Raw genomic sequence first — 26573 nt, forward strand, 5'->3', positions numbered from 1 at the left:
TACCTTGGTTTGCTCCCGGAAGCCCGCGTCTTTCATCCTGATCCCTCCCCCTGTCTTTCTGGAAGAGAATAGGAGAACTTGGGTTCAATTTTCTCTTCTAATCGGGCCAAATGTTGACCAATAAAGGTTTGCTGTCTATTTTCCTGTGCCCGCTTCTTTCCCTCGCCTCTCTTCCTCTTTTTGCCGGAACAACGATCCATGGTTCGGTGTCACCGATGGTATCCAAGGCTAGTTCCGACTCGGAGCTAGCCGGTTCCACGAAGTTGAATGACCTTCGCGTGTACTACACGCCAACCGCCGTGCAGCTCCGCGCACTGAAGCAGTTGGTTGCAGACCAGCGTACGCCTGGCTCGGCCAATTATCACAAGTGGATTACGCCGGAGCAGTTCGGCAAGCAATTCGGTATGTCGACGGCAGACGAGGCTCGTGTCAAAAGCTGGCTCAAGAGCCAGGGCTTCTCCAATGTTTCCTTGACGATACAAGTTCGCAGAGTCACCTTGATGCTTCTGGGGGTGGTGTCTCTACACTCTTTGTCAAGCCATCATGGCAGGAGAGAACTGGCGTGCCTGCGGACGGGTACCGCGACGTACCGGATGTGTCCATGTTCAGTGCTGATGGTGCGACAAATGATTCTCTCGGCTATCTGATCTGCGAGGTCGGCAGTTGTGCGAGCGGCGCGGCGAATGGCGGATCGTGGGGAGGCACTTCCGCTTCGGCTCCGGTCTTTGCCTGCATTGTCGCCCTTCTGAATCAGCACCTCGTGCAGCAAGGCGCGCTTACGACTCCGGGCCTGGGCAACATCAACCCCCACCTCTATTTGATGGCTGTGAATACCTCGGACGTGTTCCACGACATTACTTCGGGAAGCAATATCGTTCCATGCACGTCTGGTACGACCGATTGCCCGAGCAGTGGCAGCTATGGTTATTCGGCCGGAACTGGCTACGATCAGGTGACGGGCCTTCCTTGGTTCTGTCGATGCCTACAACTTCGTGACCGAGTGGAACAACTACAGCCTGACTGGCACGACTACCACGGTCACGGCTTCTAATGCCAGCCCGGTCTATGGTGACAGCGTGACGCTGACAGCCACAGTTAAGGCAAGCAGCGGATCAACCACCCCCGAGGGTACAGTTGTCTTCTACTACACCTATGTCGATCCTGTCGTAAGTACGTTGGAGCACCAAGTAGAACTCGGAACCGTAACGCTGGCCAATGGTGTAGCCAGCCTCTCTACTTCATCCCTGCCGACCGGAGTCAATTCCGTTTGGGCAGCTTATCAGGGGTCGTCTTCTTTCAGCGAAAGCCTCTCGTCGGTTCTTAGTGTGACCGCTTTGACACCGACGACGACGCAGATTAGCGGTGGCTATTCGACCGCTGTCCCGTATGGAACCACGCAGCAATTTTCGGCTGGAGTTTCACCGAATCTTACGACTTCTTCGACGCCCACTGGAACGATCACGTTCTATTGCGACGGCACGGCGTTGGGCACGGTCACTTCGCCAAGCAACTACATCTCAACGACAGCTCTGCCGGTGGGCACGAACACTATCACGGCGGTTTACAGTGGGGATTCGCTCTTTGAAGGTTCAACATCTTCTAGCATGACTCGCCCTGTAACTTCCACCACGGCCTCGGCGGTCAGCACGACGACGACGCTCACGGCTTCGCCGACGAGCCTTACCTATGGCGGCACGGAGACTCTGACGGCCAAGGTCGCGGCCAGCAGTGGCTCGACCACGCCGACCGGCACTGTGACCTTCTACAACGGCACGACCTCGCTTGGCACGGGCACGTTGCCGAGCGGAACCGCAACACTGACCACCACGGCATTGCCGGTGGGCACTCGTTCCCTGAAGGTCGTCTATGCTGGCGCGACAGGCTTCAACGCCTCCACGTCAAGCGCGGTAAGCGTTGCGGTAACTGCAGCTCCAGACTTCGCGCTTGCGGCGTCTTCTTCAACCTTGACGGTCAAGGCTGGAGCAACTGGCACGACAACTCTGGTCATCACGGATGAGAACGGTTTTTCAGGCGATTCGGCGTTGAGCTTTAGCTGTTCCGGTCTGCCGAGCGGCGCATCCTGCACTTTCGGAACGCCGGTCACTACGTCCACCGGATCGACTGTGGCGGTGAGCATTGCAACATCGACGACCACCGCCCAGGCGGACGAAAAGCACCTTTCGGCGGCATCGGCCTTGTACACAGCTCTGATTCCGGCAATTCTGCTGATTTCCATCAAGCGCCGCAAAGCCTTCCTCGCATTGCTTTGAATGCTGACCGTACTTGCCGTGCTGGTCATGGGTTCCGGCGCGGTAGGATGTGGCGGAACGGCGGCATCCACTTCGGGCTCGACAACAAGCGGAACTACCAGCACTGTGACCGTGACGGCCAAGGCTGCTTCTGGAACCACTCACACGACCACGATTGCACTCACCGTGGACTAATCCGCAAAAACAACATAAAAATCCAGCCTTGAGCCTTTGCTTTCCTGGGTCCCAAAAACGGGACCCAGGAGCCCCAGCAGCAGCGCTCTTCCACGCAGATCTCTCGGGGCGTACCCCCAAGATCCCGCACAAAAGCGAATGGCCAGAGGCTGGTATGCCTTCTGGCCATTCTTCTTGCAGAATTTCTGATGTGCGTTGTTCGAGCAGAATCAGAGTAAACGCGCCCTTGTGCAACCTCTCCCTCTGCAACAAGCGCGCGGCACGAGCTTGTTGCGGAGGGAGACGGGGTACAACAGCGTGAAGGAAGACCGGGAGCAGGTTTGTTCCCTCGTGCCCATTTTCCGGTTTCCAGGTTCCCTTGCTTACGCTGCAGACTCGCGGCGAAGATCCGTCTGGGTGCTCAGCGGGACGCTCAACTGGCGGCGGAGATTGCCGGCCAGATCGGCGACCATGCGGAGCTTGTCGGCGACCAGGGGCGGAACTTCGCTGCCGCTGAGGGCCAACTGCGAGTGCAGCAGCAGACCGGCAACAGTGGACTTGAGTTCGGTTTCAATAGCAACTGCGGCGGCGCGGCGGGCCAGCATCTGCTCGCGTTCACGACGGTGCAGGGCGGCGCGGATCTCGCGGATCAGACGGGCTGCTCCGCTCAGAGCAAAGTTAATCTGCAGCGGAATGGCCAGACTGCTCCGCTCCCAGATCATCTCGGCAGCGGCCGGATCGCACTCGGCCAGGGTATCGTCCACAACAACGACGGAAAATTCGCGTTGTTTGAGCGAGGCCAAAGCCTGCTTGCGGCCCTCTGCCACTTCAACGTCCATGCCCAGCTGCGCGCCCACCACGGCTGCGCAGTTCCGTGCTCCTTCGATTCCAGTAACGATAAGAATGCTCATCCCCAGCTCCTCTTTAGCGTGTATCAAACTGATTGCAGCGGCTTTAGGATGTACTTGGTCCATGGGCCGCCGGACGTGCAGATGGCCTGTGGAAGCTTTTCCGGAAGCTCCCATGGCTGGATCCGCCATGTCATCAACAATCGCTCTGGGACAATGGATGTTCGCCGGTGGACTGCCTGCAGTCGGCGCGCTCTGTGGCGGCCTGCGTTCGCGGCATTCCCATATCTGCTCTATCGGCAGAATGTGCTTCCGGCTTCAGTCCAATGATTTATTCGTCCCGAAGCGGGTCAGCTATTCCGTATTCCTTGAGCTTTCGGTACAGGGTGGTTTTGCCGATGCCCAGCAGCCGAGCCGCCTGCAGCTTGTCGCCGTTCAGCGTCCGGATGGCGTTCAGAATGGCATCGCGTTCCAGATCCGCGAGGGTTTTGAGCTCGGGAGCCGCGGTCTGGGGGACCGGTTCGCCAACGGTAGCTGTCCGCCAGGCTTCCAGCCCCTGGTTCTGCAGCTGCGTCGGCATGTCACCCAAGTGGAGGATGGGACCGGAGGAGAGAGCGCAGGCGCGCTCCACAGAGTTTTCCAGTTCGCGCACATTGCCCGGCCAGTCATAGCGAAGCATGGTGCGCAGCACTTCGTCAGAGAGGGTAAACTTGCGGCCGTGTTCGCGGCTGATGCGATCCAGAAAGTGCGCCGCCAGCAGAGGAATGTCTTCGCGACGGTCCCGCAGGCTTGGCAGACGCAGGTTGACCACGTTCAGGCGGTAGAAGAGATCCTTGCGGAAAGTTCCATTTTCCACCATGGCAGCCAGATCGCGGTTGGTAGCAGCCACGATGCGGGCCTTGATGGGCACGCGGTGGTTGGCACCGACCGGACGGACTTCCTTCTCCTGCAGGGCGCGCAGCAGCTTGACCTGCAGATCGAGCGTCAGCTCGCCAATCTCGTCGAGGAAGACCGTACCACCCTCGGCTGAAACCAGCAGACCGTCCTTGGAGCGATTGGCACCAGTAAAGGCACCCTTCACGTAGCCAAAGAGTTCGCTTTCGATCAGTGTGGGAACCAGCGAGCCGCAATCCACCGGCAGAAAGGGCTTCTGGGCGTTGGGACCATAGGCGTGGATAGTGCGCGCAACCAGCTCCTTGCCGGTGCCACTCTCGCCCAGCACCAGCACCGGGTGGGTGGTCTGAGCCACCTTTGAGAGGATGCGATAGAGCTTTTCCATCTCGGCCGAGCGGCCGATCATGGAGCCGAGGCCCTGGCTCAGGCGCAGCCGCTCGCGCAACTGGCGGGTGGCCGTGTCGGTCATGTGACTGGCCGAAGCACGATCGAGCACCGTCGAAAGCTCGTCCATGGCGAAGGGCTTGGTCAGGTAGTCGCCCGCGCCGCAGCGCATAGCCTCGACGGCGGCATTCACCGAGCTCGAGCTGGTCATGGCGATGACCGAGGTATCGGGGTAGAGCAACTTGACTTCGGCAACCAGTTCCAGACCCTGGCTGGAGCCATAGGGAAGATTGACCAGCACGATGTCGGCGGCACGGCCGCGCAGCAGAGTGCGAGCCTGACTCATCTCGCCGGTGCTTTCCACCGCGTAGCCAAGGCTCTCGGCAATCTCGGCGCAGGCCGAACGAACGGCCGGATCGGGATCGACGACCAGCAGGTACAGACGGCCGACAGGTTCAGCTGATTGTGGTAAAAATTCCATTGCTCTCGTGTTCAAGACTGTATCAAGCATTGTAGCTGCCTCGCATTGATTCGGGAAAATTTCAAAAGTTTCCCGGAACGGGATGGCCCCGGCCGGCTTCCTTGGGGACGGTTCAGGCCCGGGTAGGGCGTACCGGCAGATGAATCTCGAAGCGGGCCCCCTTGTGGGCGTTGCCGACGGCCTGGATGCTACCGCCTGCGGCTTCGAGGATGGATCGGGTGATAGACAGTCCCAGACCTCGATGGCTGGTGGGCCAGCTCTGGGAGGAAGCGTTGGTGGTGTGGGTGGTGTAGCCGGATTCGAAGATGCGCTCCTGCACTGCGGCCGGAATTCCCGGACCGTTGTCTTCGAAGGTGATGCGGACGGAAGCGGCCTGATCAACCACCTCTTCCCGCACGGCAATCTGAATACGGCCGCCCCGGGGCATGGCCTCCGCCGAGTTCTTGACCAGATTGACGAGAATACGGGTCATATCCTCACCCGTAAGGTTGATGGGCTGCGCACCACCGACCGCATCGATGGTTACTGCTACAGTAGGCCCGGCCAGAGCGGCCAGCAAATTGCGGTTGGCCAACATCTCGGCGGCCAGGTTCTTGATGTGCTCGGCCTCGGCCAGTTCCCAGCGGCTGGCATGTCCAGCTACGCCCTGAATCGGGTTGGCCGGGGGCGTCAGTCCACCGCCGAACTCCATCGGCCACTCCAGATCTTCGACCGTTCCGGGAGCCATATTGGCCACGCTCTGCACATTGCTGGCCTGAACGTCGAGGGCCACCAGCTTCTCCACCAGACGGCGGCTGGCCGTGGCCACCAGCTTCAGCTCCTGCCCATAATGCTGGTAGGCCGGGGTCAGCACCCCTGGCTCTTCGAGAAGTTCACAATAAAGACCCAGCGCCGTGACCATATTACGCGCATCATGCGCCACTTCGGCCAGTGTTTCTCCGCTGCCGCCCAAATGGGCCAGCGTCTGGACGACGGTTTCCACCCGTTTACGTTCGGTACCCGAAAGGGCCGCTGATTGATCGTTCTGCTGCATCGCTGTACATCCTCTCTGTGTCCGGGCGCCAGTCTCAACCTTGAATCTTCAGTTCAACGGGGAAGCTATCCTCTGAAGCCTTTTCCACATGTGGCCAGAACCCTGGGTATTTCTGACTCTTTCTAGTACACGTAGCGTGCCAAACTAGGACACTATCTTCTAAGTTCCTGAGAAGGGAACGACTTAGTGTCTAAATACGGAACAAGCACCCCCACCCCCTGTGGATCGCTTTATCCCGTTTTGGGACAGAATTTGAGCGCCCCACAAGAACTACCCCTTTACAATCATCACTTTAGAGACGATTCCCAAAGTGGGGGTGCTATTCCCGAAATATTCCCGTTTTGGGGTCCCATGGAAAGCGTCCCGACTCAGGCCCATCTCCACTACAATCGCCCTATGCAAGTTCCAACTTCGAACGCTCCCCTCTTTCGTCCTGGCCAGCGCGCCGCCGACCAGATGCGTCCCCTCGATCTCGCTCCTGGCTTTGTGCAAACGGCCGAAGGCTCGGTGCTGGTCAGCTTTGGCAACACCCGGGTGCTGACCAACGCCACCATCGAGCAGGGTGTGCCGGGCTGGCTGCGCAACTCCGGCCGGGGCTGGGTCACGGCCGAGTATTCGATGCTGCCCCGCTCCACCGTCACCCGCACCCCCCGCGAAAGCGAGCGCGGCAAGATCGGCGGACGCACCCATGAAATCCAGCGCCTGATCGGCCGCAGCCTGCGCTCGGTCATTGATATGCAGGCACTTGGCGAACGCACCATCATCCTCGACTGTGACGTACTGCAGGCCGATGGTGGTACCCGCACGGCCGCCATTACTGGCGCTGCCGTCGCTTTGGGCATTGCCCTTAATGCGCTCGTCAAGGCCGGAACCCTCAAGCATTCCCCCATGAAGCAGCTGGTCGGCGCCGTCTCGGTGGGCATCGTGGGCGGTGTGCCCCTGCTCGACCTCTGCTATGAAGAGGACTCCCAGGCCGATGTGGACATGAATGTCGTCATGACTGCCGATGGCGGCCTAGTCGAAACCCAGGCCACCGCCGAGCGCGGCAATTACTCCCGCGCCCAGCTCAATCAGTTGCTGGATCTGGCCGAAGTGGGATTGAAGCTGATCTTCGCCGCCCAGCAAAAGGTGCTCGGTTAGAGCATTTTCATGAGAGACGGGCAGGCAGGTTAGAAACATCCCATGCTGACCGCTGCGAGCGCTCGAAGATGGGCGTTGCCAGAAAAAACAAAGGCGACGAACCCATGGGTTCGTCGCCTTTTGTGTTGCACACCATCCTGCCATTTTTCTTGCCCGCAACAGAGCCACAAATCCTGCCTCACAAGCGCGAAAGACGCCGTCAATAGAATTTCAAGCCTTTGAAAGTACCTACAAATTGATAGGAATGAATACTTTGTTATCGATATCAAAACGCCTCCGCACACGTTATCTGTAGCCGCGCAAGACGGATCGAAGGTGTCTTTCCTCTACCATCTTCCATGCGCACGTAAAAGCTCGAACGCACTCTGCCAGTCGGGTTCCGTGGCGAACGTTGCCAGACGCGTCAGGTCCACCGACTGGCGCAGCGACTGCGGCTCCGCCGTCCAGACAAAGGGTGCCTGCTCGGTGTTGTGCAGCACGTTGTGCAGCAGTTGATCGCGCAGCGAAGGAACCAGGACGAAGCGCCCACGCCAGGGAACTGGCCGCGCATCGCGCACCACATTTGCGGCCGGCAGCAGAGCGGCTGCAGCTTCGCCAAACAGGCTGCAGTGGACCTCAACGCCAGAGAGGAACCGCGGATGAAACAACCGTGGATAGTGACGAATCGCAGCCGAGCCGTGGCGAACCCGGACCCCGTGTTTGCGCAGATAAAGCGCCATCTCTGCGTCTTCGGCGCAATATCCTTGCCGCTCCAGGAGCTCAATACACCGCTGCCCGGTCAGCTGCTCCATCCACGCATGGCCCGATGGCTTCACACTCATGCAACTGGGCAGCGCGCGCAGTTGCCATGTATCGGTTACTACAGCCGCCAGCTCATCACACTCCGCGCCGGCCAGCACCAGCGCCGCCGCCAGCGAGGTTTTACCCGACCAGCCTTCGGCGGCCAGCAACAACCCTGATCCGTGCCACTGCAAACAGGCCGCATGCAGAAACGCCAGCACCGAATGTCTGCAATCGGCGGCCTACAGAATCTCATACAAATGCCCGCCCCCCTGATCCGCGTCAGGACTGGAGCCGCACTGCAGACCGTCAACTGCAAACGCCATGCCCGTCGCGCCAACCGGAAAAATATCAACGATCCGATCAGCGTTTCCATCCGGCTGCATGCGATGTTGGAGCCGCGCCAAAAGTACATCCGTACCCGTAGGCAACCAGCTCTTGATGCGCACTGCGGCGGTGTTCAACTGCACCACCGTACTCACCCTGGGTGCATCCTCCGGGCACGGCCATGCGCCGGAAACAGACGCCAGCCGCTCGTCTTTACATGCCAGAAGCCCGGCTTGATCCCATTTCGCCTGCAGGCCGCGCACATCTTTCTGTACGCACTCAAGCGGCTGGTCGAACGCAGACGCCAGCTCAGAGGCAATCGCATCAAGCTCAAGCCCTGCACACCGCCTGTTCCAGACGAATGCGGCGGTTGAATTCAACAGCCCCAGCAGCCCGTTGCCGGTATTCATAATCAGAGCGTGGTCATCAATTCAGGCATGCAGTAGATGCTGTAAATAATGAACATAGATATACATAGGGAGGCGTGGTTCGCAGCCTGGGAGCAGCATTGCCTCGACCACACCTTTCGAGCAACGCCGCTCCTCCTTTTCCGCAGTCTCTCCCTCCATGCCATTAGTCATGCAAATAGAGCGAGTCTTAACCTCTGAGGGATTCATCCGGAAGCTTAACCCTGCCTCTTTCTTTTGTCAGACAAGAAAAGAAGCCATGCTCTGCATCGGCTTTTCTGGCATACGCGTTTTGTACTCTGCCCTCCCTTTCACACTCTCCTCTTCGTTTCCCTTCCCTCTTCCTGCTACAGTTGCGCTCGAAGGGAGCTTGCAAGTCACCATGATCTTCCCAATTAAACTTCGCGCGCATCTGCCTCTCGCCGCCCTCCTCCTGTTTGCCTGTGCCACACTCTCTATCCAACTACGGGCCCAAACAACGCCGACCACACCGGCGGAGGGTCCCAGCAATCTCACCGTAACTCATACATCCGCTGAAACTTCCCTGCAGAATACCCACCCGGCTTCCGACATCATGGTAGGCGGCATATCAGAAGAGCAGCTCAAGCAGCAGCTACTCAACAAGCCTCTCTATCTGCGCGGTGGCTACCTGGATAACTCACTCAACTTCAATGAACACGGCCTGCTCGTTGGTCACGCCACGCATTGCTCCTACACACTCAGTGGCATCGAAATCACCCATATTCGCCTGACCAAACACAAGATCGAGCTTGAAGCGATCCGCTATGGCCTTCACTTTCTTGGCGCCATGCCTTATGAAGATCCGAACACTGCCGTCGATCGTGTGCGCATCACTCCGCCCAAGAAATCCATCCGTATCACCATTGATCGCGAAGTTGTTGTCAAACCTAAGAAAGTAAAAGGGAAAGGTAAGAATAAAAAACAGGACCAGTCTACTCTGGCTTCCGCCCATGCTCAGGCCACGCCATCTGTTCCGACCAATACCGAAGAAGCCAAAAAAGAAGAGGAAACGGGCAACATCTCAAACCCGGCAGAGCAACTCAAGGCCTCCATCGCAGCCACCCCTGAGGCAGAAAAACCTGCCGATCCAAACAGTGTCACCACAACAACATCCCCCGAACACGCCGCCCAGGTTCTTCAAGACGCCCTCGACACGATCTTTGCATCCAGCCTCGATGCACGCATGATGGCAGCGATGCCTACATTCTGGAAGCTTTATTATCAGGCGGTTGCAGAGAAATCTGATTACCGCCCCAAGGACCCGGCCGTGCTGCGGCAGAGTATGGTCGACCAAAAGGCCAAGCTTCTCACCAGCTTCGACCCCGGCTCGAATGAGTTCGCACAGAACGCTGGAATTGCCGGAATGGCCCTTTATCACGCAGTCATTGGCCCCGATGGCAAGCCTGGTGAGATTGTTGCAGCGCGCCCCATTGGTTTTGGTCTAGACGAAATCGCCGTAGCTGCCATAGGCAATGCCAAGTTTCAAGCAGCAATCAAAGACGGCCATCCAGTTACGGTGTTGATCGATCTTGTTGTTCAATTCCACATCTTCTCCGGCCTCACCGTTGTCAAAAACAGCGCAACCACAGAAAAAAACGCCGATTCTGGAGCGGCAAAGCAGCCCGAAGTAGTCTTGCCTGGCCCCTACAGTCGCCAACCGTAGGGGTCTATATTCTTTTGTATTACAACTTTCAAACGAGGTATCATACATCGCCTAACACGCGTAGGACAAACGTAAAACATTTGTCCAACAAGCGTCCTACGCCTGTCAGACAAACAGATCGCCGTGCAGCTTGTTGGGCTTCGTGTAGGGCAGTCTTACGGCTTATTCAGGTGCTCAAAAACCGACTGCGAAAAACCCCCTGACCTTCTGATCGGTAAAATTCCGTTTTCATTCCTCCCCGTCTACCAGTTGCTCCATCTTCGGTTTGTGCTTGGTTTGCCGCCCGGTACGTGGTTCGGTTTCCACCACCCGTGCAGGTTTTGGTTGTCCCACGCGCTCCCGAGCAATAGCTTTCACCGCCTTCGTAGCTGAAAACACTTCCAACTTGCGTTTCTTTGCCATAAGGCCGAGTATGAAGGAAATTCGGTCCCGCGAAAAGCCTGCTCAGGCCAGCCGCCAGACCACCAGGAATGCACTATGGAAGAACGCGACTTTTTTACAGAAACCACCGAAGTTCGGACCCATACGCTCCTCTGCCCCCGATGCGGTCAGAGCGGGGAATACAAGGTGAACTGGATCGTTCGCAGAAAGCGAGCCCAGATTCCCCGAGGAGCCGATGAGCGCGACCGAGCTCGTTTTGCCAAAGCTCAGTCCTATATGGTCCGCCGCGACGACAAACTGGCCTGCGCCAACATCCGCTGCCGTAAGCCATTTGAGATCAACTCACTACAATCCATTGCCTTTCTTACTGATTGAAATCGAGATTTCCTCGGTTTTTCTCGGGGTTTCAGGCCTGATCTGCTCTTCCTTTAGCGAATAACAAATTCAGGCCTCCAACATCTGTTAGAAAATAAATGGCTTACCGATGAAGTTTCTGGAAATATCCATTCGGACCCATAACTTCAAACAGAACACATCTTCCCTATGCCAGTCAGAAGCTTGTAAATCAATGTATCCATGACCTTTACAAGATGGACAGCAGTCAAAACTTCTATTTACGAATAGAACATATATTTATATTTTTCAGCAACTTACAATTTTCCTCTAATTCCCCATCCACGCTCAAACACATACCACAAAGGCACCCTTTGCCCCACCGACTCATAGCCAAAACAGAAGACGACTGGGGGCGGAGAATCCAGCTATTTTGTCTGCGGTCAAGCGAGCCTGCGTTCACAGCAATGAGTGGATCCTGCACTTGCAAAAATGATCTGGATTTATACGGCTTTTATCGGGAGAAAATATGCGCCTTCACGACCGACTATAGGCTAACCTACTGATTTTATGTGAAGTGGTGCACAAACATCAGTGCAGATAATTTTCTAACCTTCTCAAAATTCTTTCAGACACTCCCGTCATGCCTTCAACACGACAGTTTTAGTGCATTTTTGGAATACACCTAGACTTTGTGAACGCTTTTCGGAGTACCTTTTTCTTGATGAAAAAGATACTTGAGAGCATGCCTTCGATCTTCCGAGCAGATTTAGCTCGAAGGATCCAGACGTGCGAGCAAGCCAAAGACGTACTTAGGCCAACCTTTGCTTTGCTACGGCCCAAGGAGCAGAGAGTCTTAAAATTCGGGACAATTTGGGGAAGTATGGGGTTTTGTCCGCAGAGAGACTGCGTCTTCACCGTCTTCAAACTCTTAACCTGTTGATTTTTGCTACAGAACCGCACTTATTTCGGTGCATAATTTCGGCTAACCCAGTCAGAAAATCTGCAGGTCACCTACCAGAGGTCTAATCTGCAGTTTTCGAGTGCAATTCCCACGGGCCCTCTCCCAAAGAGTCCCGCTTTACGATCGTGGGCACCACCGAATTTCTTCGAGCGCAGTTACAATCGTCTTTCATCGACTTGCTTTTTTTTCAACATCATAAGGAGAATCCATTGACCCCGACCCCCAAGGGAAGAATGCCGCTGGACGACTTGCTCGTCTTTCATCGGCTCACCCGTTCCCTGACCTCAAGCTTTGATCTGGACAAGATTTTGCACACCATTCTGGAGCACATGGAGCAGACCATAGAAGCGGAACTCTGGACGCTTCTGATGCGGCAAGAGGAGGCGGATGAGCTGTACTATGCAATTGCTGCGGGGGGTGAACAGAAGGCGCTGAGTGGACTGCGGGTCAAAGTTGGCGAGGGAATTGCGGGCTGGGTAGCCGAGCATGGCGAAACCCTGATTGTGCCGGAGGCCAGCCACGATCCACGCCTGCAGGCAAGCAGCAGCGCCAAGCCACAGATTGTGCGCTCGGTGATTGCCCTGCCTCTGCGCGGCCGCAAGGGGATTCAGGGAGTTATCGAGATCTACAATCCGCACACTGAGCAGATGACCGACTACGCCATCGCGTTTTTACATATTCTGGCCGACCATGCGGCCATCGCCATTGAAAATGCGCGGGACGTGGCCCGTATACAGCAACTGACAATTACAGATGACACAACGGGGCTCTACAATGTACGGCATCTTTACGAAGTACTGACCCGTACACTCAATGAAAATCTGAGCCAGCACAAACCGCTGAGTTTGCTTTTTCTGGATCTGGACCATTTCAAACTGGTGAATGATGAGCATGGCCACCTGGTTGGCAGCGAACTGCTGGCGCGCGTCGGTCAGAAACTTCAGCAGCTAAGCCGCAAGCAAGACTGGTGCTTCCGTTATGGTGGCGACGAGTTTGTGATTCTTTTGCCAGAAACCAGTCAAGCCGAAGCTATGCATCAAGCCAACAAGCTATTGCGGCAACTGATGCAAGCGCACTTTGCCCTGAAGAACGGCCCCGTGCTGACGGTAAGCGCCAGCGTAGGTCTGGCCACGGCACCCGTAGATGGGCAAAGCATGCATGCGATCATCGGACAGGCTGATGCGCGTATGTACGAGGTAAAGAACAGCGGGCGGGGGCGCGTAAGCGCAGGCTGACAGAAAATGCGCAGGCAAGTCCATCGTCCGCATTCCCTTCCGAGAAACCTGCCCATTTTTCTTCGGTTTTTCCCGGATTTCCTCCACAATCACATGCTTCCAGCGAGCCAGGTACGCTCATTGTAAAAGGTTTCCAGTGTGCAATTCGGCGTAATTACCTAGTTTTCATCCAGTTTTTCGATATGGTCGATGATAAGCAACAACGCCTGACCTTTGCCTAGTTTCAGGGTCAAACCGGCGTTGCTGACTGGCATGCACGCCAGTCGGCTTCCGGGCGCGGAGTTCGGCTCATTTTTGTACCAGGGCAGCGTAAAGTCGTAACGCCAGCAAGCCTGTGACAAAAAATCAACAAAATGAGCCAGAATTTTCTTGACGACACACTCTCTATTTTATAGAGTTCTCTACGTAAGACCGGTTCACCGGTATCTCTTCCTGTGAGGGCACCATGAGCGAAGCTATCGACACACGCGAATTGCACGACCGCCTGGAATTGATCGAGTCCATGATTGCCGAGGGACGGCGCAAGACTGAAAGCTGGGGTTGGACCTTTGTACTGTGGGGCTTTGCCTACTTTGCAGCCATTGTCTGGTCGGGCTGGGCTCAGGTTCTGTTTCCGATGCCGCGGCTGGCGGGCAGCCAGTGGGCATGGCCCGCGACCATGCTAGGCACAGCCGCACTAACGCTGCTGATCGGACAGAAAACTGGCCAACATGAGGCGATAAACACGCTTTCGCGCACAATAGGCTCGGTCTGGATGGGGGTGGGAGGCTCGATGCTCGTGATCTTCCCTGCGCTGGGCATCTCCGGCCGCCTCGACACGCATATGTTTGTCGCTCTGGTTGCCACCATGCTGGGCGGAATCAATGCTGCCTCGGCTATGATTCTTCGCTGGAAGTTGCAGTTTTGCTGCGCCGTGGTCTGGTGGCTGACCTCGGCAGCGGCCTGTTTTGGTTCCGAGCGTCAGCTGCTGGTGGTGTTTCTTACCGCGCTGTTTCTGAGCCAGATCGTCTTTGGCGTGTATGTAATGATCCGGGACGGGCAAGCGCGTCGCGAGGTTCGCCATGGCTAAGCAGCCCGAGTTGCCGGAGCTGAATCCGGTGGTACATGGCAAGCTGCGTCTGGCCGTGCTGAGCCTGCTGGCCGGTGTGGAGCAGGCCGAGTTCACCTGGCTGCGCACAAAGACCGGCTCAACCGATGGCAACCTGGGCGCGCAGTTGCTCAAGCTGGAAGAGGCCGGGTATATCGCAGTGGAAAAGAAATTCGTGGAACGCAAGCCACAGTCGGTATACAGCATGTCCGAGGCTGGCCGTACGGCGCTGAGCGAGTACGTAGCGGCGCTCCGGCAGTTGCTGGGCGGAGCAATCTAAAACACATACCTTCGGCCTGCACCAATTCCGAAATACTCAAACGTTTTGGTCAAAAAGTAGTTGGGGGCAATTCCCCTGCCCCAAACATCTCCAGGAGGTCACAATGCAAACGAATCTAACCGCAAATCAACTGAGTGGCCGCGCCACGGGCGCGCTGTTCTTCGTCGGCTTTGGCACGCTTTGGCTAGGGCTTGCTTTGGTTGCACGGCAGCAGATGAATGCCGCCAGCATTACCGCCGTACTCTCGGGCGCAGTTGTGCTGGCTGCGGCTGCTCTCGGGCTGCTGCGCATCGCCGGGCGCTTTTCGCGCGTACCGGAAGACCCTGCGGTTGGCCGCGCCTTCAATCGCATCAACGCGCTGCAATGGATCACGATAGCACTGGTGGTGGCGGCGTTTTCCCTGCTGCACATCAGCCTGTATGCACTCTCAGCCATCACCGTGATCGTAGGCCTGCACATGTTTCCGCTGGCACGGCTCTTCCGCTATTGGCCACATCATTTGAGCGGCGCACTGCTGACAGCCTGGGGTGTTGCAAGCATCTTTGTAGCCCCAGCCGGCAGTCTGCAAAGCGTGACAGCCTTTGGAACAGGGTTACTGCTATGGCTAAGCGCGACGATGACGCTCGCGCTTGCCTGGCGGCTGGCCCTGCGCTCAGACCGCGCCGTTGCTGCCTGAGCTCTCCATCCCCAACCGCACCCGCTGCATGATGTTCAGGTAGTAGGCGAGGTTGTGGATGGAGTTCAGGGTGGCCGAGAGCGGCTCACCGGCCTGCATCAGGTGGCGCAGGTAGGCACGGGTGTAGCGGCGGCAGACCGGGCAGTTGCAGTTCGGGTCGGGCGGATTCTGATCCTCGGCATACTGCTTGTTCTTGATGTTGACGCGGCCCTCGCTGGTGAACAGCAGCGCATGGCGGGCGGCACGGGTGGGCAGCACGCAGTCCATCATGTCTACGCCCAGCTTGGCGTACTGCTCAATCTCGTCGGGGTAGCCTACGCCCATCACATAGCGCGGCTTGTCCTTGGGTAACAGGGGCAGCACTTCCTGAATCATCTCGAGCGTCAGGTCGCGCGGCTCACCCACGCTGAGGCCACCGATGGCGTAGCCGTCAAAGTCCATCTCCACTAGCCGCTCGGCGCACTGCTTGCGCAGATCGGTGTACATTCCACCCTGCACAATGCCGAAGAGGTTCTGCCGCTTGCCCGTATTCGCATCGAACCACGGCGTGTTGTGGCGATTGGCGCGATGGTGCTCAAGCGACCGCTTGGCCCAGGCCATGGTCAGGCGCAGGCTCTCTTCGGCGCGGCTGCGTTCGGCCGGATATTCCGTGCACTCGTCAAAGACCATGGCAATGTCCGCGCCGAGGGCGATCTGCACGTCCATGGAGTGCTCGGGGGTGAAGAAGTGGCTGCTGCCGTCCAGGTGGGAGCGGAATTTGACGCCGTCGTCGGTCACCTTGCGCAGCTTGGCCAGCGAAAAAACCTGGAAGCCACCCGAGTCGGTGAGCATGGCGCGATCCCAGCTGATGAACTTGTGCAGTCCGCCCATGCGGGAAATGGCCTCGTGACCAGGACGCAGGTAAAGGTGATAGGTGTTGCCGAGGATGATCTGAGCGCCCAGCGTCTCCAGCACGTCCTGGGGCACGGCCTTGACCGTTCCGGCCGTACCCACGGGCATGAAGACCGGGGTTTGGACCGTCTGGTGGGGCAGCTCAAGCGTGGCGCGCCGTCCACCGGCCGCCGTTTCGTTCAATACGTTGAATGCAAGACTCACCAGAAGATTTTACCCGTGAAGGAGGGAACGGACAGCGGTCAGGTAGACCGCGTCTGCGGGAAATTCCCGTAAAGACTCAGACGACGCGCACTTCCAGCCGCTTACCGAGGGCACGCAGAGCCTGATCGACGCGATCAATGCGGGTGTTGTGGCGGATGTTGGTCAGGCGATTGACCTCCTGCGGAGTGGTGTCCATGCGCCGCGCCAGCTCCGCCGGTCGCACCTTTTGCGCCAGCATCTCGTTGAGGAGAAGAACCTTGGAAGACAAGGATGGAGAAAGCTCCACTCCATGCTGGCCTCGCTTTGCACGCGAAGGCGCTGGAACGGGACGCTGATCTTCAAAATAAAAATCCAGCGCCGATTCCAGGGCGTCTGCAGCATGCAACAGCGCATCATCTACGTCCTCTCCCTGAGTAATCGCTTCGGGAATATCTGGAAAGGTTACAACATATCCGCCCTCTTCAGCTTCGTCCAAATTCACGGGATAGCGCACGATACCTCCTCCTACTTCAGCCCCAGTTGTCGTTTGACTGACTCCACAAGGCATTTCTTCAACTCCTTGGCGTGCATGGGCAGGATGGAACGCTTTCCGTTCAGCTCTACATGAAAATGCGAACCCTTGCCCGGAGTAAACGTTGCGCCCTGCTTGATCAGCCGCCGTTTAAACTCGCTGCTCTTCACGGCAGAAGCATAAACAAAAATGCTTATATATTATAAACATTTTTGTTTATATTTTCGGGAGTATTTCTGGTGAAATGCGGCGGGTCAGCCCTAGGGGTTCGGAAGTGGGTCTTCGAACAGGAAAACGTCACCGGCTTCGTCCCGGGCGCGCAGCCCATCCAGCAGCTCTGAAATCGTGCGGTGGGAGCGGGGATCGATCAGGTCAGGAGCGATTTCGACCAGTGGAACCAGCACAAAAGCGCGCTGACGCAGGCGCGGATGGGGAATTTCCAGATCATTGCCGGCCATGACCACATCGCCGTAGAGCAGCAGGTCAAGGTCGAGCGTGCGCGGTCCATTGCGGAAACTCTTCAGGCGCTCACGGCCGAACTCGCACTCAATGTACATGGTGCGGGTGAGCAGTTCGTGAGGCGCAAGCTTGGTTTCCAGCTCGACTACCGCGTTCACAAACCGCGGCTGGCCGCTGAAGCCCACTGGAGCGGTGGAATAGTAACGGGAACGGGCTGTCACCTGCCCGAGCTCGGACAGCCGTTCGGTGGCTGCGGCCAGCGTCTGTGCCGGCGATCCTGCCACGCTGGGCAGGTTGCCACCCATTCCGATGTACACCTTCACCATTCTCCTAGAAAGTATAGCTTTATTCTTCTCGCAAGGCCTCCATAGGCTCAATCGCCAGCGCCCGGCGGGCAGGTAAAAGCGAGGCCGCCAGTCCCACAATGGCAAGCGCCACGGCCACGGCGGCATAGGTCCAGCCATCCACGGGCTGCACTCCATACAGGTAGCTGGCCAGCAGACGGCCTGCCGCCAGCGCCAGCCCGAGACCGGCAACAAGGCCGGAACCCACCAGAATCGCCCCCTGCCCAAGCACCATGCGCGATACGCTCTGGCGGCTTGCGCCCAGGGCCAGACGCAGGCCAATCTCACGACGGCGATAGCCCACCAGCTGCGACAACACACCGTAGAGCCCGGCAAAGACCATCACCACCGCCAATCCTGCAAACGAGGCCACCAAATACAGGCCAAGCCGCTGGTTAAACGTGCTTTTCTCCACCGTCTCCTGCATGGAGACAAAATCGTCCAGCGCGTAGTCGGGGGCGTTCTGGTGGAAGATCGAGCGCATCTCAGCAGCCACAGGCACTTCGGCCCGGGTACGCACGGTAAAGCTGACCACCGTCTTGAGCAATGCCTGATAAAAGACCGACGTGGTGGGAACCTGCTCATAGGGAAGCAGCGCCAGCGGCATGGGAGCCACGCCCACGCTCTTGTCCACCTGATCGCCAAGCACGCCGACGATGGTGTAGGACTTGATCATGCCCGTGCTTTTGCCACCCAGATCGATCTGGCGGCCCAGCACGTCGCCCTGGGGAAAATACTTCTTCGCAAAAGTCTCGTTGACCACCAGCACGAAGGGCGCGGTAAGCGTGTCTCCAGTGTCGATCATGCGGCCGCGCACCACCGGGGTGCCCATGGCGTGGGCATAGTCGCTGCTCACCGCGGAAACCCGCGCCTGACGCTGCTCATTTTTGTCGCGGACCTGGCCCACAATATCGAATCCGCTATTCAAATCCATGCCGGAGAGCGGCGGCGCAGTGGCCAGCGCGGCCGACTCCACTCCGGGCGCATGGCGAATCTGTTCAAGCAGTGGCCGATAGACCGTGCCAGCCACCGAAGCCGGAGCATTGCCGGAATCCTCCGAAACGCTCATCCCAGAAAAACCGGCGGCATCGGCCGGCATGACGGTAAAAGTGGTCAGATGCTCCGCGTCAAAGCCAAGATGCGAGCGCTCCAGATTCCAGAGCGTGCGGAAGAGCAGGCCCGCACCCACCAGCAGCAGGACCGAAAGCGCCACCTGCCCTACCACCAGCCAGCTTGTCAGCTTGCCGCTGACCGAACGTGTGCCCAGTCCGCGGGAGGCCGTCTGCAACGCCTGCTGTGGATTGGCCCGCGCCACCAGCAGGCCGGGCAGCGCCGACGAGCAGAGCGTAGCCAGACAGGCAATGGCAGCCAGCACCAGAATCACCGTCCAGTGAATCGCCAGCTCATTCGTGCGGGGAATCGTATCTTCAGGCAGCTTATGCAGCGCCACAATCGCCAGTTGCGCAATGCCAATGCCTGCCACCGATCCCATCAGGGACAACAAAAATCCTTCCGCGAACATCTGGCTGACCAGACGCGCACGCCCCGCGCCCAGAGCGGCGCGCACGGCAAACTCCTGACGGCGCCCCAGGCAGCGGGCAATCATCAGGTTGGACACATTGGCGCAGGCGATCAGCAACACCAGCCCCAGCGCCGCAAAGAGCGCCCACAGCACGGGCCGCACGTTGCCCGTGAGTCGCTGCTGGTAAGAAATGACATGGAACTGCCGCGGATCGGTTCCAGCATCGTGCGGCATGTGCGCCGCCACGCTGCTGATCTCCTGCTGCAACTGATTCAGGCTCACGCCTTCGCGGATTTTGCCGGCGATGTGAAAGAACTCGTAGCCGCGATCCTTGAGCATCTCAGCCGAGGGCTGCAGGGGCAGCCACAGACCTTTGCTCAGGTCAGTTCCCACCGATTCAGGAAAACGGAAGCTGGCCGGCATAACGCCCACTACGATATGCGCCTGCCCACTCACGCGAATTGTCTTGCCCACAATGCTGGGGTCGGCGGCAAAACTCTTGCGCCACAGGCCTTCGGAGAGAATCACCACATTGGGGCCACCTGCCTGCGCTTCAGCCTCGGTAAAGCCACGGCCCAGCAGCGGCTGCGTGCCCAGCATGGTAAAGCTGTTGGCCGTCACGCGAGGTGCAACCACGCTCATCGTTTCGCTCGGCGTTTCCACCACGCCAACGTCTTCCGAGTAACCGGCCAACGCATCGAAGGAGCGCACACCGTCGCGCAGATCGCGGTAGTTCAACCAGGAAGTCGAGTAATCCATCTTGGGGTCAGTCCCTGGAGTAACCGCCACCAGCCTGTCTGCATTCGCGTAACCCAGCGGCCGCAGCAGCACGCTCTCAATCACCGTAAAGATGGCCGTGTTGGCGCCAATGCCCAGCGCCAGCGTCAAAATCGCCAGCAGGGTTACGCCGGGCGTTTTACGCAGTTGCCGGAGTGCGAAGCGCATGTCTTGCAGGAATCGTTCCATGAAAGTTTCCCCTTTTCCGTCCGTCGCCCTAAACAAAGCACGTTGCCTGCCGAACTCAAATCCGCATACAGTTCCCAGTTTTTCAAAGAGTTACACCACACGTCGGAGGCAGTACAGGCGGTCAGTTGCTGTTCAAGAACGAGAATGGGTTGTCCGCAAACGAACACCTCGGCCCGCGCCGCACGCCCTGACCAGTGCAACTGCACGCCGCAGACAGAATGCGCCGCCTGCTTGGCCGATTCCTGTCTGGCCGACTCCTGCCTGACCTGTTGCCCCGGTTGCTGCGGCAAGCTGGCAGACGTGGCCGCTGTCCCCGGCATGGCCACTGCCCCGGGCGCACCCAGCACCAGAACCAGGAACACCAATTGCACCCCGCGCAACCAGACCGACAGAACAGATTCCCGATTCCCCACAGCTTCCTCCTGCACTCAATCTTGTCGTAAGGAATTGCACGTAGACGACCAAATGAGCCCGCGAACAAAGCTTCCGCTTTCTTCCACTTGCGGCAGGAACACATTCCAAAACGAGAGAAAACTGTGCGGAAATGCGTTCCGCTGTCCGCAAACGGACACTCAACTGCCCTCCGTCGCGCACCAGTGGGAAGCGCCGGGCCTGATCTGCTAGCATCGATCTTTCGGAGACGAATCACCATGGATGCTCTGCAGAACGTGGGCCTTGGCGCCCGCCGCAATGAAGACATCGCGCTGGACCTGCTGAAGTTTGTGGCGGGCACCACTGGCGCGGGCAAACCCAGCCTTCCCACCGCCGGCTTTGCCGGTTCGACCACCCCCAAGACCGAAGATCAGGTGGCCCAGCTTCTGGAACTCTACAGCCGCTGCCTGAAAGCGGTGGAAGGAAAAGAACAATAAGCTCCATGAGCCCAGTACGCATTGCTGTTGCCGGTGCGGGAGCTTTTGGCCGCAATCATCTGCGCGTTTATCGTGAGCTGGAGACAGCCGGTGCGGGCGTTGCGCTCGTGGCCGCACTCGAGCCCGATGCCAAGCGCGCCGCAGAGATCCAGGCCAACTACGCCATTCCCGTCTTTGCCACGGCCTCTGAGCTGCTTGCCGCCGATCTGAAGCTGGACGCGGCCAGCGTGGCCGTCCCCACTGTTTACCACCACGCCGTGGCCTGCGAATTGCTTGCAGGCGGGCTCGATCTGCTGATCGAAAAGCCCATCGCGGCAACGCTTGCCCAGGCCGATGAGATCATCGCGCTGGCTGAAAAGCATGGCCGCATTGTGCAGGTGGGCCATCTGGAACGCTTCAATCCGGCCATCGTCGCAGTTGAGCCTCGTTTGCGCCGTCCCATGTTCTTTGAAGCCCACCGGCTGAGCATCTTTACGCCGCGCGCGCTCGATGTGGACGTAGTGCTCGACCTGATGATCCACGACCTCGACATTGTGCTGCGCTTTGCCAATTCGACGGTGCGCGAAGTCCGTGCCGTGGGTCTGCCCATCCTTTCGCCCAAGGTGGATATTGCCAACGTGCGGGTGGAGTTCGACTCGGGCTGCGTGGCCAACTTTACCGCCTCGCGCGTCAGCACGGAGCGAGTGCGCAAGCTGCGCTTCTTTGAGCCGCGCCAGTACGTTTCCGTCGATTACGCCCGGCAAGATCTGCTGGTGATCGGCATGGACAACAAGATTCCGCCAGAGATTGCCGCCGCCATCGCCAGTGGGCAGATGAGCGCCGCAGCCCTCGCGCAGTTGGCCGCGCAGTTCGGCCACAAGGCAGCCGACGGCCCTGAAGCCGCACTGGGCCCGGGCCTGAGCTTTGCCAAGCCCAAGGTCACGATCGGCGAACCGCTCAAGCTGGAACTGCAGTCGTTTGTGGAGTCGGTGCGCACCCGTCGTGCACCACGCGTGACTGCCCCGCAGGGCCGTGCCGCGCTGGAGTTGGCGCTGGCCATTCAGACCAGCATGAACGAACACGCCGACCGCGCCGGACTGCACAACTTCTTTCTGGCCAGCGCATAGTTGAGCCTTTCAATCAGATCCAGAGAAAACCAAGAAAAAGCTCCCGGGGAAGGCATTCCACGGGAGCTTTTTTCAGGCCTGATTGGCAGTGTTTCATGCTTTCCCAGGTCCCAGAAGCGGGACCTGGGGCACCCAGCGTGGATACAAATTCAAACGGTCACCACACCTAGACCGCCGCCGTCAGCTTTTCGCGGGTCAGTTCGTTCCAGTTGGCGATGGCCTCCGGCATGGGCGGGCTGAGCGTGCCGGGAGCCACGCCTTCTATCGCCGACTGCGGATCAACCACGCCCTCGCGGTTGCGCAGCACGCCCTTGATCCAGCCCACGGCCGCCAACCCCTGCTTGCCGCTGAAGGTCTGCTCAATGTAGAACCAGCGATCATCCCAGCAGATCATGCGCGAGGTGATGGAGTAGCGCGCAAACAGCGGCAGCGAGCGGCGATAGGTGAGCCAGGCCGCACCGATCATGGGCTGCCAGCGGGAACGCACAATGTGCTCAAGCAAACGGGTGCGGGCCAGCAGATGGGTACGCGCGTAGTCCATCACGTTCAGATAGCGCGCATTGTTCATGTGTAGATTGATGTCGATGTCATTGGGCAGCACGCGCAGGTAGAGCGTGTCTTCGTCGAAGATGCCCAAGGGCGGCAAGGGACGGATGTGCTCACGAATGGCAAGGGCAGGAATGCGGACAAAGTTGATGAAATGGGACATGCCGACTCCTTGCCGCCAGTCTATAGGAACGCAGCGTCATTTTTAGAGCATTCTGGGCTTCCCCCTCAGCAATCCGAAATGCCTCTCCACGGGAATAGTCAAAAGCAGGAGTGGCGCGGCAGGGCTCTGATCGGCGAAAATCCTTGCGATGGATTCAATCACACGACGCAATTTTCTTGCCATGACCGCAGCCCTGACCACCGCCGCAGTACCCGGCTTTGCCGCCCGCCACAGCAGCCACGCTGCGGCCCCCGCTCCGGCTGCACCCAAGCGGAAACGCATCTTTGTGGGCTCCGGCGGAGAAGATGGCGTGCTGGCCTATCACTGGGATCCAACTACTGCCGAGCTGATTCCCATCGGACCCGCCGCCAAGGTCTCTCACATCAGCTGGATCGTCCCCTCGTTCATGAACGAATACCTCTTCATGGCCGCTGAACTGGAGAGCTTTCAGGCGAAGCCCACCGGCGCGGTTTGCAGCTTCCGGCTGCTGCATGGCGACCTGCAACCAGTCTCTGCCGTGAACTCGGCCGGCCTGGGCACCTGCCATGTCGTGCTGGACCCCACCGGCCGCATGCTGATTGCCAGCGACTACGCTGGAGGCAACGCCGCCAGCTTCCGCGTGCATCAAGGCGCGTTGAGCGAGATCGTCTGGCAGGAACACTACACCGGCCACGGACCAAACAAGGACCGGCAGGAAGCTGCGCATGCCCACTCCGCCATCTTCTCGCCCGACAACCACTACGCTTATGTGAACGACTTGGGCGGCGACGCCATTCACATCTACAAGGCGAACGTGGCCACAGCCGAACTGACGCCAGCGGGAATCTATCGCAGCGCCCCGGGCGCGGGACCGCGCACCCTGCACTTCCACAACAACAACCACACCGCCTATAGCGTGAATGAACTGGATTCCACCGTGGACCAGCTGGAGTGGAACCGCGCCGACGGCAGCCTGACACTCGTCCAGCGCATTGCCCTGCTGCCCGAGGGCTACACCGGCCCCACACGGGCCTGCAACGTGGTCTTCACCCGCGATGGCAGCTTTGCCTACTTTGCCAACCGCGACAACAACTTCCTGTCGAGCTTCCGCGTGGAGGCAAAAACCGGCAACCTGGCGCCGATCAAGCGCACCAGCTGCGGCGGCAAAACACCCCGCGATCTGGTGCTGGACCCGACCGAGAAGTGGATGCTGGTGGCCAATCAGGATTCCAACCAGATCAGTGTCTTTGCCCGCAATCCCGTAACCGGCGAGCTGGCCGAAGAGGGCAAGAACTTTGCCGCCGCAACGCCGATGCGGATTCTGTTCACGTAGGGCGGCAGCAAGTCAGCGAGTTAGCAAGTCAGCGTTGTTCGCTAGTTCGCCGCGCCCTAAACGGTGCGGCGGTAGTCTTCGATTTCAGCAATCACCTGCTCCAGCACGCCCGCCCAGTCACCCTTCTGCTTTTGGCGCACCAGGCAGACCGAGGGGTACCAGGGCGTGGTTGCGCGCTCCTGCATCCAGCGCCAGTCGCTCTGCCAGGGAAGCAGCATCCATACGGGCTTGTTCATGGCTCCGGCCAAGTGCGCGATGCAGGTGTCCGTGGTCACGACGCAATCAAGCGTGGCGATCAGCGCGGCGGCTTCGCTCAGGTCTTTCTCCTGGCTGGAGCCATCTTCCACCCGCACTTCCTCAGGCAACTCGGCCAGTTGCGCGGCGGCCTCACCCTTCTGCAGTGCAAACCAGCGAAACCCTGGCGTACGCAGGAGCGGCAACAGCGTACAAAGGTGCATGCTGCGCCTGCTGTCGGCCTTGTAGCGCGGATTGCCTGCCCAGGCCAGTCCAACCCTTGTCTGACGGCCATCATCGGCAAATAGGGCCCTCTTGACGGCAATCGCGGCCTCTTCCGCCCCCAGATAAGCGCCCGGCCAAGGCACGGAATCGACCGTGGTGCCAAAGACCGCAGGCAGACTCAGCAGCGGGCACTCCAAATCGAACGGTGCCATCGGTTCACCCAACACGGAAACCTCGGCCAGCCCCTCGCGCACAATCCGCAGGGAGCGCAGCAGCTCCGCCACCGGCTTTTGCACCACCAGCAGCGGACGGCCACCCCGCTCCACCACCAGCTCGGCATAGCGGCAGAACTGAATCGTATCGCCCAGGCCCTGCTCGGCGTGGAGCAGCACGCGCTGGCCCTTCAGGCATTCGCCCTTCCAGCGCGGCTCATCAAAATGGCGCGGCTTCAGGTGCACACCGCGGAAGTTCCAGCGCATCTCGTAGTCGCGCCAGCCCTGTTCCCACTGGCCCATGCGCAAACGGGTCAGGGCCAGGTTATACAGTGCACCGGGATTCTCAGGATCGAGCCGGGCAGCCAGCGCTTGCGCCTCCAATGCCTCCTCCACACGACCCAGATCCAGCAGCGTATTGCCGCGATTGGCCGAGGCCGGTTTGTGGCCCAGCGCTTCCGCACGGAGAAAGATTGCAATGGCCTCTTCGTAGAGGCCCTCGTTGTGCAGCAGAATACCCTGCATGTTCAGGGCTTCTTCATGCTGCGGATTGCGCCAGAGCGCCCAGCGCAGCCAAGCCCATGCGCCGGCCCGATCATTTTCAGCCAAACGGAATTGGCACCAGGCCACCAGCGTCTCCACCTGATCGGGCTGCAGCTCGATGGCCTTGCGCAGATACTTTTCCGCCTCTTCCGGACGATTGCGGTCACGTTCCAGCAGGCCCAGATGGATCCAGCCCTTCAGCAAATCAGGACGCAGTTCCAAGGCTCGTTTCAGGGCTGCTTCCGCAAAAACATCCTGATTCTGCTCCCGCAACAGACAGCCCAGATTCAGCCATGCAGCAGCGTGCTCGGGTTGGGCAAACAGAACGCGACGATAACGCAGCATGGCCTCGTGATTGCGCCCCATGCGCCCCAGCACAAAGCCCGCCGCAAACTCGCCCTCGGGCAGACGGGGCTTGAGCGTCAGCGCCTGCTCGTAGGCCGCCAGTGCCTCTTCGTTTTTGCCGAGGAATGCCAGCGCATTGCCTAGCCCCAGATGCGCAGCAGCCTGCGCGGGATTTTTCCGCAAAACCAGACCAAACTCAGCTGCAGCCTGCTCGGCCTTACCCTCGGTCAAACGCAGCTCCCCCAGCCCCATGCGCGCCAGCGGATCCATACCGTCCATGCGAATGGCCTGCATGTAGGCCGCTTCCGCCTCCTCAAACTGCTGATCAGCGGCCAGTGCCTGACCGAGAGTCACCCAGGCGGGAATCATCTGCGGAGCGGCCTGCACACCGGCCCGCGACATCTGCACGGCGGCGGCCGTCTGTCCGCTGGCCAACGCCACCAGTCCCATGCCCAGCAACGCTTCGGCGTTCTGCGGATCGCGCCCGAGCAGCGTCTGATAGTCCTGCGCCACTTCCATCAGGTGGTCGGTCAACAGCCGGGGTTCCTTCTCTTCTTTCGTAGCTTTCGCCTCGCACAACGGTTCCTCAACGAGCATGGCGCTGACCATCTCCATCCGCACAGCCTCCAGGAAAGAACAGAAGAGAAGCACGCACGTTCCACGTGCAGGAAGCTGCGGTAAAGATCAGAATTTTTCAATGCTGCAGAGCATTCTCTGCAGGAGTGGCAGCACAGAACGGCTCATTGCGCTTGGTTTGAGTGTGG

28 protein-coding genes are annotated in these 26573 nt (G+C 58.9%); 14 read left to right on the forward strand and 14 right to left on the reverse strand.

The genetic code is table 11. The features are described 5' to 3' along the window. Window positions 1-110: 110 nt before the first annotated feature. The 4 genes from ACOBR2_RS18245 to ACOBR2_RS18260 are packed head-to-tail and all read left to right on the forward strand — an operon-like array spanning window position 111 to window position 2444. The gene (locus ACOBR2_RS18245) at window positions 111-647 is read left to right on the forward strand and encodes a protease pro-enzyme activation domain-containing protein (RefSeq protein WP_420237515.1); all 537 of its coding nucleotides are present in this window, start codon (window positions 111-113) and stop codon (window positions 645-647) included. Continuing rightward, window positions 602-1051, forward strand: coding sequence for a hypothetical protein (locus tag ACOBR2_RS18250; RefSeq protein WP_420237516.1), 450 nt, complete (start codon window positions 602-604; stop codon window positions 1049-1051). Before ACOBR2_RS18245 ends, ACOBR2_RS18250 begins: the two co-directional genes overlap by 46 nt. Beyond that, entirely contained in the window at window positions 993-2270 is a 1278-nt protein-coding gene (locus ACOBR2_RS18255) for an Ig-like domain-containing protein (RefSeq protein ID WP_420237517.1), read from the forward strand. The genes ACOBR2_RS18250 and ACOBR2_RS18255 overlap by 59 nt, the downstream gene beginning before the upstream one ends. Further along, window positions 2271-2444 (forward strand): hypothetical protein, encoded by a 174-nt coding sequence (locus tag ACOBR2_RS18260; RefSeq protein WP_420237518.1) that lies wholly within the window; start codon window positions 2271-2273, stop codon window positions 2442-2444. It begins immediately after the preceding gene. 362 nt (window positions 2445-2806) lie between these two features. Here ACOBR2_RS18260 and ACOBR2_RS18265 read toward each other — a convergent pair whose 3' ends face one another. The 3 genes from ACOBR2_RS18265 to ACOBR2_RS18275 form a co-directional block, all read right to left on the reverse strand. Further along, complete coding sequence (locus ACOBR2_RS18265) at window positions 2807-3334, reverse strand: hypothetical protein (protein WP_420237519.1); 528 nt, start codon at window positions 3332-3334, stop codon at window positions 2807-2809. A 268-nt stretch (window positions 3335-3602) separates the two neighbouring features. Then, window positions 3603-5030 carry a sigma-54-dependent transcriptional regulator gene (locus ACOBR2_RS18270; protein ID WP_420237520.1) on the reverse strand — a complete coding sequence of 476 codons (1428 nt, stop codon included), beginning with the start codon at window positions 5028-5030 and terminating at the stop codon, window positions 3603-3605. Between the two features lie 112 nt (window positions 5031-5142). After that, complete coding sequence (locus tag ACOBR2_RS18275) at window positions 5143-6063, reverse strand: sensor histidine kinase (RefSeq protein WP_420237521.1); 921 nt, start codon at window positions 6061-6063, stop codon at window positions 5143-5145. Window positions 6064-6459: 396 nt separating this feature from the next. Here ACOBR2_RS18275 and rph point away from each other — a divergent pair, with 396 nt between their 5' ends. Next, window positions 6460-7203, forward strand: coding sequence for a ribonuclease PH (rph, locus tag ACOBR2_RS18280; protein ID WP_420237522.1), 744 nt, complete (start codon window positions 6460-6462; stop codon window positions 7201-7203). A gap of 326 nt (window positions 7204-7529) precedes the next feature. Here the strand turns inward: rph and ACOBR2_RS18285 are convergent, their stop codons facing one another. Together ACOBR2_RS18285 and ACOBR2_RS18290 are read right to left on the reverse strand one after the other, a co-directional pair. Further along, window positions 7530-8204 (reverse strand): nucleotidyltransferase family protein, encoded by a 675-nt coding sequence (locus tag ACOBR2_RS18285; protein ID WP_420237523.1) that lies wholly within the window; start codon window positions 8202-8204, stop codon window positions 7530-7532. A gap of 21 nt (window positions 8205-8225) precedes the next feature. Further along, the gene (locus ACOBR2_RS18290) at window positions 8226-8720 is read right to left on the reverse strand and encodes a PqqD family protein (protein ID WP_420237524.1); all 495 of its coding nucleotides are present in this window, start codon (window positions 8718-8720) and stop codon (window positions 8226-8228) included. Between the two features lie 157 nt (window positions 8721-8877). Here ACOBR2_RS18290 and ACOBR2_RS18295 point away from each other — a divergent pair, with 157 nt between their 5' ends. After that, window positions 8878-10401 carry an energy transducer TonB gene (locus tag ACOBR2_RS18295; RefSeq protein ID WP_420237525.1) on the forward strand — a complete coding sequence of 508 codons (1524 nt, stop codon included), beginning with the start codon at window positions 8878-8880 and terminating at the stop codon, window positions 10399-10401. 228 nt (window positions 10402-10629) lie between these two features. On the opposite strand, the gene ACOBR2_RS18300 is transcribed toward ACOBR2_RS18295, so the two are convergent. Beyond that, window positions 10630-10803, reverse strand: coding sequence for a hypothetical protein (locus ACOBR2_RS18300; protein WP_420237526.1), 174 nt, complete (start codon window positions 10801-10803; stop codon window positions 10630-10632). 75 nt (window positions 10804-10878) lie between these two features. Here ACOBR2_RS18300 and ACOBR2_RS18305 point away from each other — a divergent pair, with 75 nt between their 5' ends. The 5 genes from ACOBR2_RS18305 (at window position 10879) to ACOBR2_RS18325 (ending at window position 15357) form a co-directional block, all read left to right on the forward strand. Continuing rightward, complete coding sequence (locus tag ACOBR2_RS18305; protein ID WP_420237527.1) at window positions 10879-11157, forward strand: hypothetical protein; 279 nt, start codon at window positions 10879-10881, stop codon at window positions 11155-11157. A 1131-nt stretch (window positions 11158-12288) separates the two neighbouring features. Further along, entirely contained in the window at window positions 12289-13314 is a 1026-nt protein-coding gene (locus tag ACOBR2_RS18310; protein WP_420237528.1) for a diguanylate cyclase, read from the forward strand. 445 nt (window positions 13315-13759) lie between these two features. Continuing rightward, window positions 13760-14383, forward strand: a complete 624-nt coding sequence (locus ACOBR2_RS18315) for a hypothetical protein (protein WP_420237529.1) — start codon at window positions 13760-13762, stop codon at window positions 14381-14383. Continuing rightward, window positions 14376-14681 carry a winged helix-turn-helix domain-containing protein gene (locus ACOBR2_RS18320; RefSeq protein WP_420237530.1) on the forward strand — a complete coding sequence of 102 codons (306 nt, stop codon included), beginning with the start codon at window positions 14376-14378 and terminating at the stop codon, window positions 14679-14681. The genes ACOBR2_RS18315 and ACOBR2_RS18320 overlap by 8 nt, the downstream gene beginning before the upstream one ends. 103 nt (window positions 14682-14784) lie before the next feature. Continuing rightward, window positions 14785-15357: a hypothetical protein gene (locus ACOBR2_RS18325; protein WP_420237531.1), complete on the forward strand. Its 573-nt coding sequence runs from the start codon at window positions 14785-14787 to the stop codon at window positions 15355-15357. On the opposite strand, the gene tgt is transcribed toward ACOBR2_RS18325, so the two are convergent. The 6 genes from tgt to ACOBR2_RS18355 all read right to left on the reverse strand — a co-directional run bounded on the left by tgt (window position 15334) and on the right by ACOBR2_RS18355 (window position 20667). Continuing rightward, window positions 15334-16452 carry a tRNA guanosine(34) transglycosylase Tgt gene (gene tgt, locus ACOBR2_RS18330; protein WP_420237532.1) on the reverse strand — a complete coding sequence of 373 codons (1119 nt, stop codon included), beginning with the start codon at window positions 16450-16452 and terminating at the stop codon, window positions 15334-15336. The two genes, ACOBR2_RS18325 and tgt, sit on opposite strands and share 24 nt — an antisense overlap. Window positions 16453-16528: 76 nt before the next feature. After that, a complete protein-coding gene (locus ACOBR2_RS18335; protein ID WP_420237533.1) occupies window positions 16529-16945 on the reverse strand; it encodes a type II toxin-antitoxin system HicB family antitoxin in 417 nt (138 codons plus the stop codon). Between the two features lie 11 nt (window positions 16946-16956). Next, window positions 16957-17133, reverse strand: a complete 177-nt coding sequence (locus ACOBR2_RS18340; protein ID WP_420237534.1) for a type II toxin-antitoxin system HicA family toxin — start codon at window positions 17131-17133, stop codon at window positions 16957-16959. A 90-nt stretch (window positions 17134-17223) separates the two neighbouring features. Then, window positions 17224-17748 (reverse strand): 2-amino-4-hydroxy-6-hydroxymethyldihydropteridine diphosphokinase, encoded by a 525-nt coding sequence (gene folK / locus ACOBR2_RS18345; RefSeq protein ID WP_420237535.1) that lies wholly within the window; start codon window positions 17746-17748, stop codon window positions 17224-17226. Between the two features lie 19 nt (window positions 17749-17767). After that, entirely contained in the window at window positions 17768-20254 is a 2487-nt protein-coding gene (locus ACOBR2_RS18350) for an ABC transporter permease (protein ID WP_420237536.1), read from the reverse strand. Further along, on the reverse strand, window positions 20191-20667 hold the full coding sequence (locus ACOBR2_RS18355) for a hypothetical protein (RefSeq protein ID WP_420237537.1): 477 nt from the start codon (window positions 20665-20667) through the stop codon (window positions 20191-20193). The genes ACOBR2_RS18350 and ACOBR2_RS18355 overlap by 64 nt, the downstream gene beginning before the upstream one ends. Before the next feature lie 237 nt (window positions 20668-20904). Between ACOBR2_RS18355 and ACOBR2_RS18360 the strand changes: the two genes are divergently transcribed. Both ACOBR2_RS18360 and ACOBR2_RS18365 read left to right on the forward strand, forming a co-directional pair. Beyond that, complete coding sequence (locus ACOBR2_RS18360) at window positions 20905-21123, forward strand: hypothetical protein (RefSeq protein ID WP_420237538.1); 219 nt, start codon at window positions 20905-20907, stop codon at window positions 21121-21123. Window positions 21124-21128: 5 nt separating this feature from the next. Beyond that, window positions 21129-22229, forward strand: a complete 1101-nt coding sequence (locus tag ACOBR2_RS18365) for a Gfo/Idh/MocA family oxidoreductase (protein WP_420237539.1) — start codon at window positions 21129-21131, stop codon at window positions 22227-22229. A 166-nt stretch (window positions 22230-22395) separates the two neighbouring features. On the opposite strand, the gene ACOBR2_RS18370 is transcribed toward ACOBR2_RS18365, so the two are convergent. Further along, complete coding sequence (locus tag ACOBR2_RS18370; protein WP_420237540.1) at window positions 22396-22938, reverse strand: thioesterase family protein; 543 nt, start codon at window positions 22936-22938, stop codon at window positions 22396-22398. A gap of 148 nt (window positions 22939-23086) precedes the next feature. On the opposite strand from ACOBR2_RS18370, the gene ACOBR2_RS18375 reads away from it, so the two are divergent. Then, the gene (locus ACOBR2_RS18375) at window positions 23087-24250 is read left to right on the forward strand and encodes a lactonase family protein (RefSeq protein WP_420237541.1); all 1164 of its coding nucleotides are present in this window, start codon (window positions 23087-23089) and stop codon (window positions 24248-24250) included. A gap of 56 nt (window positions 24251-24306) precedes the next feature. On the opposite strand, the gene ACOBR2_RS18380 is transcribed toward ACOBR2_RS18375, so the two are convergent. Further along, window positions 24307-26424 carry a tetratricopeptide repeat protein gene (locus ACOBR2_RS18380; protein ID WP_420237542.1) on the reverse strand — a complete coding sequence of 706 codons (2118 nt, stop codon included), beginning with the start codon at window positions 26422-26424 and terminating at the stop codon, window positions 24307-24309. Window positions 26425-26573 lie beyond the last annotated feature (149 nt).

The sequence above is a fragment of the Telmatobacter bradus genome, from assembly GCF_048629425.1.
Classification (GTDB): domain Bacteria; phylum Acidobacteriota; class Terriglobia; order Terriglobales; family Acidobacteriaceae; genus Telmatobacter; species Telmatobacter bradus.